This window comes from Streptomyces sp. NPDC030165, assembly GCF_055573595.1.
The window spans coordinates 68,926-84,043 of the sequence record NZ_JBVIBD010000031.1; the positions used below are offsets into that span (position 1 = coordinate 68,926).

Sequence of the window (15,118 nt, forward strand, 5' to 3'; positions counted from 1 at the left end):
ATGCCTGGTCACGACACGTTCGACGCCTTCACATTGACCGTCACCGAGCGCCTGGAGGTGCTGCGTCCCGACGGCAGTACGTGGGAGCTGTGCGAGGGGCACGGCCACGGCTGCCAGAGCGTGGCGCAGGTGCTGGACTGCCTGGTGTGGGAGAACCTTGCGTCCATCCCGCCCGCGTACCTGTATGGCCCGCAGGCTGAGCCGCTTCGCATCGTCCTGCCCGGCGTGGAGCCCTTCGTCGCGATCTTCCACGGCCCGGACGAGGAGTACCCCGGCGGGCGCACGCTCGATGAGACCGGCCTGCCGCTGTGCTGGCGCACGGTCGCCGAAGCGGCCGGCGCGTCCGCCGCCGAGGCCGCGTCCATCGGGTGTCCCTCCTGCGAGCACCCGCGGGGCTGACCGGGCCGCGATGCGCTGGGCCAGTGGATCGTGCGTCAGCGGCAGTACCGGCGCGCCGGCACTCTCGCCGAGGAGCGGATCGGCCGCCTCGATGCGCTGGGCATGATCTGGGAACACCGGGACCGGGCCTGGCAGAGGAACCTCGATGCCCTGGCCGCCTACCGGCAGGAGACGGGCGACACCCTGGTCCCGCAGCGCTGTCAGCGCGACGGTGTCCGGCTGGGGGCCTTCGTTTCGCAGATGCGGGCCAAGTACGCGGCCGGGAAGCTGTCCGCGCAGCGCATCAGTGACCTGGAACGGGTCGGTATGGTCTGGCGCGACGAGGAGCACCCCCTGCGCCGGCGGGCCCTGGCTGCGGCGGCCTCCTACCACCGTCAGCACGGCACCCTGGTCATGCCCTACGGCACCAGCCACGACGGTGTCGCCCTGGGGGCGTGGCTGGCCCGGCAGCGTGCCGTCCGTGCCGCAGGCGAGCTGCCCCCGTCCGTCGCCGCGGCTCTCGACCAGCTCGGCATGGACTGGCAGCCCCCGCCGCGCAGGACACCGGACCCCTGCGAGGGCGGCCGCAAGCACGCCGAAAAGAGCTGGGACCGCGGGCTGGCCGCCGCGCAGACCTACGCGCGCGAGCACGGGAACCTCATCGTGCCCGCCGGGGAGGTCGTCGGCGGGCTGCGGCTTGACGCGTGGCTCGGGCGCCAGCGCGCGGCCCGCCGCGCCGGGCGCCTGAACGACGAGCAGGTCAACGCGCTGACCGATCTCGGGATCCGGTGGGGACGGGACGGTGGACGAACGTGACCCGGTCCGCAGCCGCCGAAGAGAAGTTCCAGGCCACGGGCGTGGTGGAGTGTCCGTGAGGACCGAAGGCCGCTGCAGCGTGAACCCGGGGCAGGCGCAGCGGAAAGGCCGGACCCAGTGAATCCGCCCCGGTGCAACGGAGCGGCCCGGCCCGGCCGATTTGCCCTGCGGCCGCAGTACGGCAGCAACACACCGTAGAGCGCCGCCCTACCGGTGGCGGGGAACAGAGCCTCCTGCTCTTGTCAGCCCGTCGAGGAAGCGGTGTGCATTGTGGGCGCCGCCGTCGGCAACGAGGAGACCTGCGGTGGTACCGCAGATGATCGAGATCAGCGCAACGGCGATGGCTGCCTGATCTTCTCCTTCGGCAGTGAGTTCGTCGGCGGTGCGGGCTACCAGCCGCCAGACCTCTACGGGATCGGGGTCATTGCCAATGTGGAGGCGGATCAGATCGGCTGCGGCGGTGATGAGCTGGGTGTTGTGGGCCCGCACAGTGTCCATGGCCAGAGAGTAGGGGGCCTGTTGCCGATAGTGCTCGAGGCTCGAGGCGGCGCGCCCGCAGCCGCGACGCAAGACGTGCGGGGTGGCACCGTCGCAGCCACCTGACCGAGGAAGGCCACCATGACCCGCTCCCCGCACCCCCGTTCCGCTGCCGCCGGGCTTGTCGTTCTGCACGCTCTGGTCATCGTCGCCATGTTCCTCACGTGCATCGTCGCGGTCGCCACCCGCGCCGACGACAGCAGCCGGGCGCCGCGCTGTGCCACCGTCTCCTCGAAGGGGGGTGACTTCGTGCCGGCCGGGTCCCGCCCCTGCACCGTGTACGGCGCCGGGCAGGGCAGCGGGCACGCCTCGGCGGGCGGGCCCGGCGTGGCGCACCCGGTCGCCCCGGACGCTGCGGCCAAGAAGCCGGGCGGTCGGTACACCTGCGAAGCCACCGGCCGCGCCGAGGATCGCGGCCCCGCCGAAGGTGAGCCTCAGCAAGCGGTGACCGCCAGGCCGCGCAGCTCGGCAGGATTCGGGCCTGCTGGGATCGCTCAACTCCACCTCGGCAGTCCTGACCAGCGAGCGTCCGGCTCTGCGGACACGGCCCACCCCAACGCCTTCACGGCCCGGTGCGCACCCGCTGCCCAGCCTCCGCCGACACGCTCACCTGGTAGTCGCCCAACGCGGGCCAGCCCAGCTCTTCGAAGGGGCGTTGCGAACGCTGGCCGCGCACCTTCATGAAGGCCACCCCCGACACCATCCGGCCCTCGGCGTTGCCGTTGCCGTCACACACCAGCCTGCACAGGCCGTCATACGTGCCCCCGTCCCTGTTGAAGGGCGTGGCGACCGGCGTGACGACCACTCCTCCGGCACGGACCTGCGCAGGCCAGGCCCGGGGGACCTCGCGCACAGCTGCGGTAGACAAGATGCCGTCGTACGGCGCGCCGTCGGCGTACCCCTTCTCGCCGTCGCCCACTACCAGCCGCGCGCCGATGCCCAGCATGCTCAGCCGCTTACGTGCCCACTCGGCGATCTGCGGGTCGATCTCGATCGAGGTCACGTTGCCCGCGCCGACACGGTGGGCGAGCAGCGCGGTGTTGTAGCCCGTGCCGGTGCCGATCTCCAGCACCGTCTCGCCCGGCTGCGGGTCGAGGTGGTGCAGCATCTCCACTACTACGGCGGAGCACGAGATGGAGCTGGTGAAATCGGTGAAGGCGTCCGTGGTCACCGGGCCTTCCTCCGGCTGTATCGCGCCGTCGTCGATCTGCGTGATCAGCATCTGCTGTGTCCGGTAGACGGCCTGGAGCCACTGCCGGGGCCGCGTGGTGCGATCCATCAGCGGGAAGACGCCATCCTTCGCCACCGGCCACCACACGCGATCGGGGACGAAGTGCTCGCGCGGCACCGCCATGAAGGCGTCCCGCAGCCACGACTGGCCCTCGAAGTACCCGCGCTTGTCGAGCTGCGCTGCGACCTGCTCGCGCAGCTCGGCGGCCTCCTGCACCGTGCCGACGGCGTCGTTCACTCCTCTTCGTCCTCGGCGTCTTCGGTACCGTCGTCCTCCGGCGGCGGGTTACCCGGATCACCCGGGCTGGAGTGATCGCCGCCAACTTGGCCGTTTCCATCCCGACGGTGTTCCATGCCGTCCTCCCCACCTGTCGCGGATCCAGTGTGCTCGGCGCACGCCCGTGATCGCCACCATGCCTCACCGCGTCATCAGCGCCTCCGCGACCGTCATGGGCGGCTCGGGCGCGCGACGTAAACCGTACGGGCCCGCCACCCTCCGCGGTGCCACGTTCCCGTACGGAAGGACCCCGCGAATGAGCGCTCCCCCGCCCTCCGGGCGCACCGTCGCCCTGGTCGCCGGTGCTGTTCTCGTCATCATCGGCGCGATGATCGCCGCGCTCGCCGTCTTCGGCGGCAGCGACGGCGCGCCGGCGCCGACTCCGAGGCCGAGCCAGGTGCCGACGCAAGCCCGTTCGCGTGGCCTTGCCACGCCGCCCAGCTACTCCGGCAGCGCTGGACAGCCGCGTCTTGCGGCGAAAGAAAAAGCCGAGCCCGCTGATCCACCTCGCGACAACGAGGTAGCCGGGCTCGGCTCCCAACGGCCCGGCCTTCGCCAGACGCCCCGATACTACGCTCCACGTGCCGCTGGGCAGCCCCGAAAGCCCACAACTCACCGCCCGTTTACCCCTCTTGCACGACGGCCTTGGCGCCCGGCGTGCCCGCGGCGACTGCCTGGAGAACTTCGCGCCGGAGGAGTCCGCCTGAGAGAGGTGGTCTCTCTGGCCAGATAACCCGCTGGCCCCGGCGGTCCCCTTCGAGGGGGAGCCGGAGCCCGCGTCGTTGTGCGTCCGCACCGCCGTGGTGCACCAGGTGCCAGCACCTACGGCCGGGAGGCGGGCGGCTGCTCGATCACGGTGTCGTGCCGGTCGTCCCAGCGCGTGCAGTGCGAGGTGGTCCGGCCGTCGGCCAGCCACCGGACGGTGATCTGCCACGACGGCCAGGTCCCCGACGGGCGTTCCCGCTCGACGTCGAGGACCTCGTAGGCCTCTCCGTTCGCGCCGACGCGATAGCGGCCGCCGACCCTGCGCGGGCCGACCTGGAGGTTCACGAACTCCGCGTGGGTCAGCTCGTAGCCCTCCTCGTGGTCCCCCAGCGACTCGGCGGCGGTCTCGCACCCGCACTCGGTGCAGCCGCCGTAGCGCTGCGGGCTGACGGCCCCGCAGGTCGCGCACGTCACGAGCGGTTGCCCGCAGTCGTGGCAGGCGTCGTAGTGCGGCGGGTTGCTCGCGCCACAGGTGCAGGTGGACGCACGACGCTCGCGCAGCACGATGGCGACGTCTTCCTCGTATGTGCCCATGGATCTCCTTCTCGTACGGGCCGGGGGAGTCCCGGCCCTGGTAGGTGGTCTATTTGGCCAGATAAAACGCGGCTACACGGCCCGCAGGCGGCGCGGGGAGCTCGCCGGGGGAGGGTTGCCCGGGTCGGGCCAGTCGTCGGCGGACAGGCCGTACGAGGGCGGCTTCCAGCTCGCCGCGGCGTAGTGCCGGTAGACGTCCTCCCACGGCGCCTTGAAGTACGCCGGCAGCAGGCCGCCGCGGTTCGGGATCGGCTCGGGCGCGGCCGCGTTCTGCTTGCGGACCTGTTCGGCGACGCGCTCCGCGTGGTCGACGTGCCGCTTGCAGAACCAGTGCGGGAGCACCCAGCCGGTCCGCGGGTCCAGCTCCACCACCTTGTGGTGGGAGTCGGCGCCGCAGATCTGCCGCTCGTTGCGGACGTCGACCGGCGGGACGTAGCCCGGGCCGACGTGCACCACCGGCTCGGGCAGCGGCCGCAGGGGCACCGCGGCCTCCTCGCTCCCGCCTGTGGCGGATCGGCGCGGCCGGTAGACGTACGGGCGCAGGCGGGGCGCCTCGCAGCCCGGCGCCCCGCCCGGGCCCCAGTCGCCCGCCGCGCGGGGCGGCTCGTAGCGGGGTGCGTCGTCGGCGACCAGGGCGTCGAACCGGGGGCGGCCGGTCGTCGTGCTCCGGCCCAGAGCCCGGGCGGCGGTGTTCAGCACCCGTGCGGGGTCCCCGGGGGCGACGAAGAGGGCGTACGCCACGGCGAGCAGCAGCTCCCGCGCCGGCGGGGCCGCCCGGCGGTCGCCGTAGATGCGGTGCACGGTCTTCGCGTACGTCTCCGCCCGGTCCAGGCGGGGGAGTTCGTCGGTCGCGCTCACTCCGTTTCCCCGTCGGCAGGGCGGGCGACGAACGAGCGCCAGCCGCGGTCCCGGCGACGCTGAATACGGGTGCAGGTACGCATCGGATGCGCTCCTTTCGCTGGTCAGAGACGGGATTGACTGGTCAGTGCGTCGGCCGCGCGTGGATCGGGATGTGGATCTCCCCGCCGCCGCAGTCGAAGTCGGACCACTCGTGTTCGGGGGCGAGCGTCCATCCGTGGTCCGTCGCGGCGCGCACCGTCTCCCGGACCGCCTCGGTCCTGGTGTCGTAGCCCCCCAGGGCCACGGACGCGAGCGGCAGGGCGAGGTCGGAGGTGTAGGTGTCCACCGAGGCCAGCCACTCCCCGCCGCTCTGGAGGAGCAGGAGGTGCGTGGCGACCAGACCGGCGCGGGCGGCGAGTTCGAGGTAGCGGGCGTGATCGGTCTGCATCACCAGCCCCTCGTACTCCGGGAAGAACGCGGCGAGGTCTCGGCGCGCCTCCTCGTCGCCCTCCTGTGCCTTGCGCAGGGCGGCGACGGCATCCGCGATCCGCTCGGGGGCAAGGACGTCGTTGGACACGGTGGCTCCTGTCGGGACGGGGTCGATGTGGTGCACGGCGGTGAAGCCCTCCCGCAGCAGCGCGTCCGGGGTGGCCTCGCACGCGAGGCGGTGCTGCCAGCGCAGCGTGTCGTCGGGCACGCGCCGGCTGGCCGGCCGCTGCTTGTTGCGGGTCAGGCAGGTGGTGAGGTCGGGCAGGAAGCGCAGGGCGACGACGGGGCGGCGGTGCCGGCGGGCCCGCTCCACGAGCTGCGCCCGCACGTGGGGCTCCACGTTCGTGCTGTCGAGGCAGACCGTTGCCCCGGTGCTCAAGTAGCGTTCCAGCAGGGCGTTTTGCCGCGTGACGGCGGCCGGGGTGACGGACTGGTCGCCCGCGTCGCCGATCTCGCCGCGCAGGGTGTCGAGGCAGACCACCGCGTCGACCGCCGCGGTGTCGGCGTACGTCGACTTGCCTGCGGCCCCGGGGCCGACCGCGACCAGCAGCGTGCCGGGCGCCAGGTCGAGCGGCGGGACGACCCGGAAGGCCGCGGGCTCCTCGTCGCCCTGGTCCGGCCCGTCCTGTGCGGCCCATTCGGTGGTCGTTTCCACGTCGAGGTGGCCGTTGCCGTAGTAGACGAGGACGGTGCCGTCGGCGTCGGTCTCGGTGTACGGCGGCAGCGCGTCGTCGTCCTCGCTGCCGGTGCCGTACGTACGGCGGCCGCAGTCGGGGGCGGGGCAGCGCCAGAGGTCCTCCCCGTCGACGGTGAGCGGGGCGGTCGGGGTCGAGCATTCCGGGCACGGCGGTGTGCCGGTGGTCGTCATGGGGTTCCTTTCCTCGGTGGTGGGGGAGCGGCGGTGCCGGGGCGGGCCGCTGGCGGCCCGCCCCGGACGGCGCGGACGCCCGATCGTCACGTCACCGGCGCGTGACGATGAGGGTCACGACGGCGGCCAGGAGCCCCAGGCCGGTGAAGCCGACGACCAGGGGTTCGCGCCAGGCCGGGTGCTGGTGGGCCAGGTAGACCAGGGCGCCGAAGACCAGGACGGCGACCACGGCCAGCAGCAGGATCACGAGCAGGTGCAGGGTGGACACGGGCGGGTTCCTCTCGGGACGGACAGCGGGTGTTCGCCCCTTCAGTGGCGGGGCGGGCACCGGACAGGACCCGGAGCGTGCGGCAGGGCGGGGTTAGCCGCGCAAGCCGCCCGGCAGGCGCCCGGACGCCGCCGCCCGAGAGGACGGCATCAGGTTCCTGACCTGCTGGTCCGGTGGTCGAGGGGGGCGGGGGCCCTACACCCGCCGCGGGCAAGGCGCGCAACCCCGCGGCGGGTGCGGCCGGTCACCCGAGCCGGTTGGGTTCGAGCTGGAAGAAGAGGAGAACGTCGTTGGGCACGGGGGCTCCTGGCGCAGTCATCCCAGCCCTCAGCAGGTGCCGTCCGCGCGGCGGTCGGCGTAGGCGGTGGTGTGCTGCGCGGTAGCGGCCAGGCAGGCGGCAATGACCACAACGGACGGAGTGTCGCAGGGGAAATCAGGATTCGCTCCGTTGATGCACGTCAGCCCTGAGTCGCCGGACTCGTTGGTCATGGACCAGACGGCGCCGGACGGATGCCGGAGGATGCTGAGAGGCATCTCCTCGTCGGCGATCCACCCTGCGGCTTCCAAGGCTTCGAGCACGTCGAGTCGTCCGTGCCAGTCGCCCGGTTCGGGTATGTCGATGACAAGGTGCAGATTCGGCATGGTGCTCCTAAGCGGCGAGGCTGGTGGTCACGGCTGTTGCTCCTCCTCGTCCGGGTCGGTGGGCGGGTGCGAACCGCTGTCCAGATCCACGGACGTGACGTCCGGGGCCTTCTCGGCGACGAAGTCGGGGGTCCAGCTCAGGGTCGTCTTGTCCGTGCCGCCGGGGGTGATCCCCAGCGCCCGGGCGGTCTGCCGGGTGGCGGCGAGCCGGTCGAGGGCGGCCCGGAAGGTGGGCACGTTCTCGCTGGCCATCTGGTAGGCGATGGCCTTCTGCCAGGAGGGGTTGGCCTCGTCGTACAAGACGTGGATGGGAGCCTCCATGCCCTCGGGCCACCAGCCCTCGCGCACCCCGCGCGGGAGGGCGCGGGACAGGGCGACGGTGGGGCCGTTGAGCTTGCCGAGAGCGCTGCGGAGGGTGTCGGCGTCGGCGCGGCCGCCGCCGTCGACCACGATCTGGGCGAACGTCCGGGCGCCGGCGGGCAGGGAGCGCACGTAGCGTTCGGCCCGCTCGATGGTCCACCCGGTGTCGATGACGGTCAGCTCCGTGCGGCGGTGCTGGGCGGCGAGGGCCACCAGCTGCGCGGCGAACTCCGGGTCCGCGCCTTCAATGGTGATCTTCATGGGGCCTTTCCGGGCAGGTCAGGGGCGGTGGCCGCGGACGTAGTCGAGGTCCAGAGGTTCGTCCATCCCGCGGCCGGGGCCGCCGGGGGCGTGCAGGTCGGCGCAGTCCTCGGCGCGCTCCTGGTGCGGGTAGCAGGTGGTGCGGTCCGCGGCGCTCAGCTCGCCGAGCGCCTCCGCCACGTTCTCCCGCTCGATGGCGTTCGCGAGCTTCCGGTCCTTCATCGGTGCTCCTCGTCGTCGGTTGGTGGGCCGGGACGGGCTCCATGATCCGTGGCTTCCGACGGATTCTTGCCCAGTCTCCGGGATCCGTATGAGGAGTGTGCCCGACGGAACCCTCCGCCGTACAGGCCCCGGAGAATATGGCCGGATTCCGTACTCGGGCGGGTGAGGATTTCGCGCATCGGCTGCACGGTGCGTCTCGGCTCGGATAATGTGCCATATCCGAGGCGATAAACCGGACATGACGCCAGGTCACCGTCCGGCCCGCCCACCCGGAGGGAACCGAACGCCTGTGTCATCGACTCCCGTACCGCCGCGGCTCCACGTCGTGGACCTCACCGCCGCCGACGCCGCGGCCGTCTTCGACTTCCTCGTGCCGCGCCTGCACGCCCAGATGGACGGACACTACGGCACCCCGGCGTACCGGACGGCCGCCGCGCTGGACGCCGTCGTGCGCCACGCGGAATTCGCCGTCCGCCGCCACGCCGACACCCTCGCCGCGGACAGCTTCTACGACCGCAGCGACCGGCTGCGCTGCCTGCACGGTCTCCAGGACGCCTGGAACCTGCTGTGGCGGGCCGTCTTCCCGTGGCGGGGGGAGGAGGGGTACGACACCGCCCGGTGGGTGTACGTCGAGTACACCGACGCGGAGGACGCCGCACGCGGCGAGGCGCTGAAGGCGCAGGTCCAGGCGGAGATCGACGCGCAGCGGCCCGCATCCCGGCGCGGCCCGCAGGCCGGGCCCCGCCCCGCGACGAAGGAGCACTGACCCGTGACCGGTACCGAGACCGTGCCGACGGCCGTCCGCTACCGCTGGCAGCAGAACGGGCAGCAGCAGCTCGCCACGTTCCTGGCGCACGGCGCGCAGCACGGCCTGCCCCCGCTGACGTGGACGCTCGCCTCCAACGGCGCCCTCACCGGCGAGGCCGACGGCCTCAGCCACACCCCCGAGGGCCAGCGCGATGCCGTCCGCCGCTGGGCCGCGCACGTCGGCGTTTCGGTGGACACCCGCACGACCCGCGACGGCCGCGAGGAGCTGTACGCCGGGTGGAAGCTCGGCACCGGCCTGGAGGAGGTCGGCGGCTGCTTCCGCGCCACCATCTTCCTGCACGAGGCGGGCGCATGATGCCCACGATCGCCTACACGCACTGGGCCTACTTCCCCGACCAGGCCAGCGCCCGGAGCTGCGCCGAGGAACTTACGGACTACGTCACGCGCATCCGTGCCGCCGACGGCGCGCGGTGGCTGCTGCTGGCCGGCCGCGACGTCGAGACGGCCCGGCTCACCGAGCGGCACGCGGACGTCGAGGCCCTCGTGGTACGCCACGGAGGCGACTACGACGGCGGAGAGGCCACCTACCGGGAAGGCCAGTCGACCGCTGACCCGATGCTCACCGAGGGCCCGTGATGCCGACCTTCCCGACCGTCGCCACGACGCCGGCACCGCAGGCAACTCCCGTCAATACGGGGCAGCTTGAGCTGTCCGGAGGGCGGCCGCGCCCTCGCCCGCCCGGACGGCGGTCCGCTGGCCGGTGAGGACGTCCCTCTCCCGGCCCGGCTCGCCCGTGCCGCCACCACCCGAAAGAGTGACTGACATGCCGTTGTCCGTACCGCTGCTCCTCGTACCGGGAGAGCCGGACCGCCGCTACACCGTCCACACCCAGCGCGCCCGCTGGGATGACGCCAAGCTCGCCGAGCACGGCAGCCGGGGCGTCTCCGCCCTGATGGAGGCCGCCCGCGAGGGCCTGCGCTTCGTCTCCGAGTGCGTCGCCGCCGAGCTTGCCGACGCCGACGTGGTGGTGATCGAACACCCCGACGGTGCCGAGGCCGTGGCCCGCGTGCTGTGCGACTCCGCCGTCTGCGTCGCCGTCGCCGAGCAGTACCGCCGCAACGCCGCCGAGGACGCCGAGGCCGAGGCCGCCCGGAAGTGGGCCGCCACCCAGCTCCAGGGCCAGACCGTGGAACTCCTGAAGCTGCGTGGGGAGTTGGAGAAGGCCATGCCCGGCAAGACGGTCTCCTCGGCGAAGGACATGCTCGCCGCAGTGCTCGCCGTCCAGCAGGAGCGCACCGGCGGCTCCACCGACCGCGTTGTGCTGTGGCTGGACGAGGCCGCCTTCCTCGCGCGGGAGAGCGGCCTGCTCCCCGACGGCACCCCGGAGGGGGCCCGCGAGGAGATCGCCCGGCTGATCCGGCAGGGCCGCAAGCCGTACCCGGTCGAGCCCGAGGACGAGACGGGCCGGGGCAAGGCCCGGTTCGCCCCCCACCGCCTCACCGACTTGGACACCGCCCCCGATGCCGTGACCTGGGTGGGCCCGGCCCGGGGGACGATGGTCCCGACGCTCACCGCCGAGGGCCGGGAGCACCTGGACCTGCCGAACGCCTTCCACCTGGCGCCCGAGCACCTGGTGCGCGAGACCGAGACGCTGGCCCGCTCCGTCGCCGCAGGCGAGACCCGCACCGTCGGCGTGAAGCGGCTCGCGGAACTGTGCAGCGAGCTGGCCCGCCGGCACGACGCCGAACCGCAGCCCCGCCCGTGCCCCGGCGGGTGCACCGAGGACGACGACCCCGCCCACGACCTGGTGCACCGGATCGGCCACCGGCCCCGCGCCGTACGGGCCGGGGAAGTCCGCACCGCCCGCATCATCCTCGCCCCGGAGCGACGCGTGGACACCCTCCCGGCGGCCCTCCCCGACGACGACGCGGCCTTCGTCCTCGTCTACCGCGCGGACACCCCGGGCCTGGCCCTGGTCGACGCCGTGCGCGCGGGCGACGACCAGGGCGCACGCGACGCCGTCACCGGCGCCCTGCGCTGGCTCACCGCGGACGGGAAGTGACCGCCCGATGAGCAGTTCCGACGCCCTCGCCGCCCACCTGGGCTGGCAGCCCGTCGCCCACCGGCCGGACTGCGCCAAGAAGCCGTTCACGTCCGTCACCGCGGCGGCGAAGTGGGTGGCGGCGGAGCTGGAGACGTCCGCCGCGACCGACACGAAGGAGGACCAGGGGCAGTGAGCATCTCCGAGCAGATCGACGGTACGGCCGTCGTCACCGCGTACTTCGAGGACCGGATCACCGAGGCGCAGCAGGAGGTCGAGGCCAAGGTCGCACAGCGGCAAGCCGAGCGGGACACCTTCGTGCGGGACGGCTCGCTGCACCCGGCCTCGTACAACGCCGCCACCGGACAGCCGAAGTGGGAGTTGTGCCAGTGGGCGCAGACCCGCAGCGCCCGGGTGGCCTTCGACCTGACGCCCGCCGGTGCCGCCGCCTTCAGGCGACTGGGAGCCGAGGAGAAGGCGCTCCACCAGTGGCTGCGCGAGACCGGCCGCACCGTCCCCAACCCGTTCGGAGAGAAGGCATGACCGGCCAGCACACCACCGCGGACACGGTCCGCCGCCCCGGCGACGTTCCGGCCGGCACGCCGCTCACCTCGCTCGCGCAGCAGCGTGCCGAGGCCGGTGCGCGCCTGCGGACCGAGCACGACGAGGATGGCTCCCAGCTCCGGGTCGAGGCGAAGCGGATCACCCATGCCGCCCAGCGGGTCGGCAGGCTCGCCGAGACGGTGGAGGAGGTCGCCGAGTGACAACCGCGACGGACCGCTACTTCCGCGGCATCACGGTGGCATTGCCCGAGGCTCCCTACTACCGAACGCTCACCGATGTGGTGCTGACCGGCCCCGATGACACCCGAGCCGACCTGTTTCACGGCGCCCAGGGCCGCGCAGAGACAGAGTTCGGTCTGCGGTTCGACCGCTACTCCACGCCGTGGTTCGATCTCTCGCCCAACGTTCTCGTCCTCGCGGACGAGCCGCCCCTTCCGGTCTTCTGGACCTTGGCCGTGGCATGGCGCGACCACTCCGGCGAGCGCCAGTACAGCAGTTGGGGTGACACGTTGGCGCTCCCGCACGACACCCGCTTGGGCCTGCTCGACCTGGTTCGGCAGATGGCCGTGAAGGAACACGGGGTTCCCGAGGATCACGGGGTGCTCTCCTTCAGCTACGGCCCCGCTCGACTGGGTGAGGCCCGATGACGACCGCCCAGGAGCACGGAACCGGGCTGGAGCCGGTGGAGGTGGTCGATGGCGAGCTGGTCGAGGACGACGCCCCCGGTGCCGGCGCGGTCGCCGTGCCCGACCCGGTGGCCGCCGTGCTCGCCGCGCTGGACACCAAGGCCGCCGAGGACCTGTACAACGACCGCCCGCGCAAGACGAAGAAGGGGTACGCCCGGGACTGGGCGCTGTGGCAGGAGTTCCACGGGTGGCTCGCTGAGCAGACCGGTGTCCGTCTGCCGCTCAGCACGATCACGGTCGGCACCTACGTCGCCTTCGTGAAGTGGCTGGACGAGGTGAAGGAAGCCGCGCCCAACTCGATCGAGCGCCGGGTGACCGGGGTCGCCTCCGAGGCCCGCCGGTACGGCTACGAGGTGCCCAAGGCCGCCCGGGCGGCCGCCACCCAGGCGCTCAAGCCGATCAAGCTGGACAAGAAGCGCCAGCAGCGCGGCCGCGGCAAGGCGGCCTCCCTCAGCCCGGCTGACCTGCGCGCGATGGCGGAGGCCCCGCACGAGCGCAAGCCGCAGCCGACGGCCCGGCGCCGCACGGTCTACCGGGTGCCGGAGCTGGCCCGGCTGCGGGACCAGGCGCTCAACGCCCTCAAGGTGGCCGTCGCCGGGCGCAACGAGGAGATGTCCGAGCTGGACGACCCGGACATCGCGGTCGTGGACGAAGGGCTGATCGTCAGCGTGCCCTCGGTCAAGGGCCGTCCGGAGAGGCAGGCCCCCGTCACGTACGGCGAGAACCGCAGCACCTGCCCGGTGCGCTGCTGGCAGGCGTACCGGACCGCCAAGCTCGCCGCCGGCGCGGACCCCGACGGCCCGGCCTTCCTGCCCGTCGACCAGTGGGGCCACCAGGGCACCCAGCGCCTGTCCCCGGACGGCGTCGGCCGCGCCCTCGCCCGCTCCGCGCAGTACGCGGGGCTGACCGGGCGCCGGATCACCGGCCACTCCGCCCGGCGCACCCTGGTCACCCTCGGCATCAAGAACCGCAAGCGCATCGACAAGCTCCGCCGCCAGGGCGGCTGGTCGCCCAACTCTCCCGTGTTCTGGGAGTACGTGGACGAGGGCGCCGCCTTCGAGGACGCCGCCACCGAGGGCATCGGCCTGTGACCTGACGGCGGAAGCAGGCCTGCGGTTCTCTTTTCCGGCCCTCAGCTGAGGGCCGGAAAAGAGAACCGCCTCACTCGTCTGGACGACGTTGCGAACCCTGCCATCGGATGAGCTGAACCTGGGGAAGCCCTCACCTCGGAGCGCCCCCGGTAGTTATGCGGGACATGGAACCCAACACGGTCTTCGAAGCGATCACTGGTGTCCCAGCGCCCCGGGACGAGGCTGTCGTTGCCGAGCCGATGAACTTGGAGAACGCGGGAGCCGCCTGCGACTTCTGCCCCAACGGCCCGATCGTCGGCATCGAGTCGCCCCCGGTGGTGTGGGCCTTCCCGGCCGGGCAGGCCGAGGACTCCCGCGAACTCGTCCCCGGCTCGGGCATCCGGATCGGCCTGCCTATCGCCGCGATGCTCTGGAAGGCGTGTGAGCGCTGCCGCCGCCACATCAAGGCGAACCGGTGGGGCGACCTGGCCCGCGACTGCGGCCTCCCCGAGGGCGGCTTCGGTTCCTGGCAGGGCTTTCGGGTCGCCCGCCGGCCCGGCCCCGGCTACGCATGGCCGCTGGTGGCGCACAAGCTGCCCACCGTGCACAAGCACGTCCGTGACGCCTGGGAGAAGGGCAAGTCAGCCTTCACCGACCACGTCCGCGAACGCCTGGAGCGCGCCGCACTGCTCGTGGAACTCGACGGGCACCTGTACGTGCGCTGCGGCAAGGACGACGACGACACGTGGCTGGTCGAGAACGTCGGCCCAGAGATCGTGGCCCCGTTCAGCTTCCACCTGGAGGGCCGCAGCGTCCGCCTCACCCTGCTCCCTGCCCGTCCATAGCCGCTTGCCCAACTGAGCGGCGTGCACCGAACGGGAATCCAGGAAGTGGTTCGGCCGAACCACTTCCTGGACGCGTTGCCAAGCTTCGAACGTCCATCCCGGAAACGTTTCGGTCGGCCCGGTACTCCCGAAGCTGCGACGAAGTGACAAGTACCTGAGAGTGATGCTTTGGGGTCAACTGCCCGTTGTGGCGCTCTCCCGATAGCTTGCCGCCGGAAGACCTGGCAGAAGGGGCGGAGCGGTGGCGAAGCGGTGGGTTCGGTACGTGGTGCCGGTGATGGTCGAAGTCGATGTCGACGAGGACAAGGTGACCCGTGTGGTCACGCTGCCGGAGGAAGTTCGCGAAGACCGCGACGACATGGGCCACTTCCTCATCTACGACGAGAAGTTCGTCCGCCGGTCTGGTGACGACCAGCCCCAGGTTCACGCCTTCTGCGTAGGAGAACCAAGGTGGGCGGACGACCGATTCCGTGTCGGCGGTCCGGCGAACTGGCCGGAGCGCTGGGAATCGGGCTTCGGCCAGGAGGAGTCTGACGACCGGTACGAGGAGATCAGCCCGTACGAGCTACGCGAGCGGTAGAACCCCCAGCGGGCCCGGGGGTCCACAAAGCGGCGGGAAAGAGGGGAGGGGGAAGGGGCGCAAAAACAAGGAGGGGCG

At 72.3% G+C, this 15,118-nt stretch carries 22 protein-coding genes; 13 read left to right on the forward strand and 9 right to left on the reverse strand.

The features are described from left to right. Both ACZ4Z1_RS37435 and ACZ4Z1_RS37440 read left to right on the forward strand, forming a co-directional pair. Positions 1 to 399 carry a hypothetical protein gene (locus ACZ4Z1_RS37435; RefSeq protein ID WP_468491141.1) on the forward strand — a complete coding sequence of 133 codons (399 nt, stop codon included), beginning with the start codon at positions 1 to 3 and terminating at the stop codon, positions 397 to 399. 15 nt (positions 400 to 414) lie between these two features. Beyond that, entirely contained in the window at positions 415 to 1,194 is a 780-nt protein-coding gene (locus tag ACZ4Z1_RS37440; RefSeq protein WP_468491162.1) for a helicase associated domain-containing protein, read from the forward strand. A gap of 207 nt (positions 1,195 to 1,401) precedes the next feature. Here ACZ4Z1_RS37440 and ACZ4Z1_RS37445 read toward each other — a convergent pair whose 3' ends face one another. The 9 genes from ACZ4Z1_RS37445 to ACZ4Z1_RS37485 form a co-directional block, all read right to left on the reverse strand. Then, entirely contained in the window at positions 1,402 to 1,692 is a 291-nt protein-coding gene (locus ACZ4Z1_RS37445) for a hypothetical protein (RefSeq protein WP_468491142.1), read from the reverse strand. Between the two features lie 601 nt (positions 1,693 to 2,293). Further along, on the reverse strand, positions 2,294 to 3,199 hold the full coding sequence (locus ACZ4Z1_RS37450; protein WP_468491143.1) for a methyltransferase domain-containing protein: 906 nt from the start codon (positions 3,197 to 3,199) through the stop codon (positions 2,294 to 2,296). 861 nt (positions 3,200 to 4,060) lie between these two features. Then, positions 4,061 to 4,537, reverse strand: coding sequence for a hypothetical protein (locus tag ACZ4Z1_RS37455; protein WP_468491144.1), 477 nt, complete (start codon positions 4,535 to 4,537; stop codon positions 4,061 to 4,063). Positions 4,538 to 4,609: 72 nt separating this feature from the next. After that, positions 4,610 to 5,395, reverse strand: a complete 786-nt coding sequence (locus ACZ4Z1_RS37460) for a hypothetical protein (RefSeq protein WP_468491145.1) — start codon at positions 5,393 to 5,395, stop codon at positions 4,610 to 4,612. A gap of 124 nt (positions 5,396 to 5,519) precedes the next feature. Then, positions 5,520 to 6,734: an AAA family ATPase gene (locus ACZ4Z1_RS37465; protein WP_468491146.1), complete on the reverse strand. Its 1,215-nt coding sequence runs from the start codon at positions 6,732 to 6,734 to the stop codon at positions 5,520 to 5,522. Positions 6,735 to 6,825: 91 nt separating this feature from the next. Continuing rightward, positions 6,826 to 7,002, reverse strand: coding sequence for a hypothetical protein (locus tag ACZ4Z1_RS37470; protein WP_468491147.1), 177 nt, complete (start codon positions 7,000 to 7,002; stop codon positions 6,826 to 6,828). Positions 7,003 to 7,329: 327 nt separating this feature from the next. After that, positions 7,330 to 7,644, reverse strand: a complete 315-nt coding sequence (locus tag ACZ4Z1_RS37475; RefSeq protein WP_398485949.1) for a hypothetical protein — start codon at positions 7,642 to 7,644, stop codon at positions 7,330 to 7,332. A 27-nt stretch (positions 7,645 to 7,671) separates the two neighbouring features. Next, a complete protein-coding gene (locus ACZ4Z1_RS37480) occupies positions 7,672 to 8,265 on the reverse strand; it encodes a hypothetical protein (RefSeq protein ID WP_468491148.1) in 594 nt (197 codons plus the stop codon). Between the two features lie 18 nt (positions 8,266 to 8,283). After that, the gene (locus tag ACZ4Z1_RS37485; protein ID WP_468491149.1) at positions 8,284 to 8,487 is read right to left on the reverse strand and encodes a hypothetical protein; all 204 of its coding nucleotides are present in this window, start codon (positions 8,485 to 8,487) and stop codon (positions 8,284 to 8,286) included. A gap of 289 nt (positions 8,488 to 8,776) precedes the next feature. Here ACZ4Z1_RS37485 and ACZ4Z1_RS37490 point away from each other — a divergent pair, with 289 nt between their 5' ends. From ACZ4Z1_RS37490 to ACZ4Z1_RS37540, 11 genes are all read left to right on the forward strand, one after another. Beyond that, positions 8,777 to 9,253, forward strand: a complete 477-nt coding sequence (locus tag ACZ4Z1_RS37490) for a hypothetical protein (protein WP_468491150.1) — start codon at positions 8,777 to 8,779, stop codon at positions 9,251 to 9,253. 3 nt (positions 9,254 to 9,256) lie between these two features. Continuing rightward, positions 9,257 to 9,610, forward strand: coding sequence for a hypothetical protein (locus ACZ4Z1_RS37495; RefSeq protein WP_468491151.1), 354 nt, complete (start codon positions 9,257 to 9,259; stop codon positions 9,608 to 9,610). Then, positions 9,607 to 9,891, forward strand: a complete 285-nt coding sequence (locus tag ACZ4Z1_RS37500; protein WP_468491152.1) for a hypothetical protein — start codon at positions 9,607 to 9,609, stop codon at positions 9,889 to 9,891. The genes ACZ4Z1_RS37495 and ACZ4Z1_RS37500 overlap by 4 nt, the downstream gene beginning before the upstream one ends. A gap of 187 nt (positions 9,892 to 10,078) precedes the next feature. Next, positions 10,079 to 11,317, forward strand: coding sequence for a hypothetical protein (locus tag ACZ4Z1_RS37505; protein WP_468491153.1), 1,239 nt, complete (start codon positions 10,079 to 10,081; stop codon positions 11,315 to 11,317). Positions 11,318 to 11,324: 7 nt separating this feature from the next. Continuing rightward, positions 11,325 to 11,492, forward strand: a complete 168-nt coding sequence (locus tag ACZ4Z1_RS37510; protein WP_468491154.1) for a hypothetical protein — start codon at positions 11,325 to 11,327, stop codon at positions 11,490 to 11,492. Continuing rightward, positions 11,489 to 11,839, forward strand: a complete 351-nt coding sequence (locus tag ACZ4Z1_RS37515) for a hypothetical protein (RefSeq protein ID WP_468491155.1) — start codon at positions 11,489 to 11,491, stop codon at positions 11,837 to 11,839. Before ACZ4Z1_RS37510 ends, ACZ4Z1_RS37515 begins: the two co-directional genes overlap by 4 nt. Continuing rightward, positions 11,836 to 12,060, forward strand: coding sequence for a hypothetical protein (locus ACZ4Z1_RS37520; RefSeq protein ID WP_468491156.1), 225 nt, complete (start codon positions 11,836 to 11,838; stop codon positions 12,058 to 12,060). Before ACZ4Z1_RS37515 ends, ACZ4Z1_RS37520 begins: the two co-directional genes overlap by 4 nt. Then, positions 12,057 to 12,506, forward strand: a complete 450-nt coding sequence (locus ACZ4Z1_RS37525; protein WP_398485960.1) for a hypothetical protein — start codon at positions 12,057 to 12,059, stop codon at positions 12,504 to 12,506. The genes ACZ4Z1_RS37520 and ACZ4Z1_RS37525 overlap by 4 nt, the downstream gene beginning before the upstream one ends. After that, a complete protein-coding gene (locus ACZ4Z1_RS37530; RefSeq protein WP_468491157.1) occupies positions 12,503 to 13,636 on the forward strand; it encodes a site-specific integrase in 1,134 nt (377 codons plus the stop codon). Before ACZ4Z1_RS37525 ends, ACZ4Z1_RS37530 begins: the two co-directional genes overlap by 4 nt. 164 nt (positions 13,637 to 13,800) lie before the next feature. Continuing rightward, entirely contained in the window at positions 13,801 to 14,460 is a 660-nt protein-coding gene (locus tag ACZ4Z1_RS37535) for a hypothetical protein (protein WP_468491158.1), read from the forward strand. A 241-nt stretch (positions 14,461 to 14,701) separates the two neighbouring features. Further along, entirely contained in the window at positions 14,702 to 15,040 is a 339-nt protein-coding gene (locus ACZ4Z1_RS37540) for a hypothetical protein (RefSeq protein ID WP_468491159.1), read from the forward strand. The last annotated feature ends 78 nt before the right edge of the window (positions 15,041 to 15,118 follow it).

What these genes read in the sequence shown, in the direction of transcription:
- ACZ4Z1_RS37510 (WP_468491154.1), top strand. Translation starts at nt 11,325, where the DNA reads ATGAGCAGTTCCGACGCCCTCGCCGCCCACCTGGGCTGGCAGCCCGTC.
- ACZ4Z1_RS37475 (WP_398485949.1), bottom strand. Translation starts at nt 7,644, where the DNA reads ATGCCGAATCTGCACCTTGTCATCGACATACCCGAACCGGGCGACTGG.
- ACZ4Z1_RS37455 (WP_468491144.1), bottom strand. Translation starts at nt 4,537, where the DNA reads ATGGGCACATACGAGGAAGACGTCGCCATCGTGCTGCGCGAGCGTCGT.
- ACZ4Z1_RS37535 (WP_468491158.1), top strand. Translation starts at nt 13,801, where the DNA reads ATGGAACCCAACACGGTCTTCGAAGCGATCACTGGTGTCCCAGCGCCC.
- ACZ4Z1_RS37500 (WP_468491152.1), top strand. Translation starts at nt 9,607, where the DNA reads ATGATGCCCACGATCGCCTACACGCACTGGGCCTACTTCCCCGACCAG.
- ACZ4Z1_RS37465 (WP_468491146.1), bottom strand. Translation starts at nt 6,734, where the DNA reads ATGACGACCACCGGCACACCGCCGTGCCCGGAATGCTCGACCCCGACC.
- ACZ4Z1_RS37520 (WP_468491156.1), top strand. Translation starts at nt 11,836, where the DNA reads ATGACCGGCCAGCACACCACCGCGGACACGGTCCGCCGCCCCGGCGAC.
- ACZ4Z1_RS37505 (WP_468491153.1), top strand. Translation starts at nt 10,079, where the DNA reads ATGCCGTTGTCCGTACCGCTGCTCCTCGTACCGGGAGAGCCGGACCGC.
- ACZ4Z1_RS37480 (WP_468491148.1), bottom strand. Translation starts at nt 8,265, where the DNA reads ATGAAGATCACCATTGAAGGCGCGGACCCGGAGTTCGCCGCGCAGCTG.
- ACZ4Z1_RS37485 (WP_468491149.1), bottom strand. Translation starts at nt 8,487, where the DNA reads ATGAAGGACCGGAAGCTCGCGAACGCCATCGAGCGGGAGAACGTGGCG.
- ACZ4Z1_RS37435 (WP_468491141.1), top strand. Translation starts at nt 1, where the DNA reads ATGCCTGGTCACGACACGTTCGACGCCTTCACATTGACCGTCACCGAG.
- ACZ4Z1_RS37445 (WP_468491142.1), bottom strand. Translation starts at nt 1,692, where the DNA reads ATGGACACTGTGCGGGCCCACAACACCCAGCTCATCACCGCCGCAGCC.
- ACZ4Z1_RS37530 (WP_468491157.1), top strand. Translation starts at nt 12,503, where the DNA reads ATGACGACCGCCCAGGAGCACGGAACCGGGCTGGAGCCGGTGGAGGTG.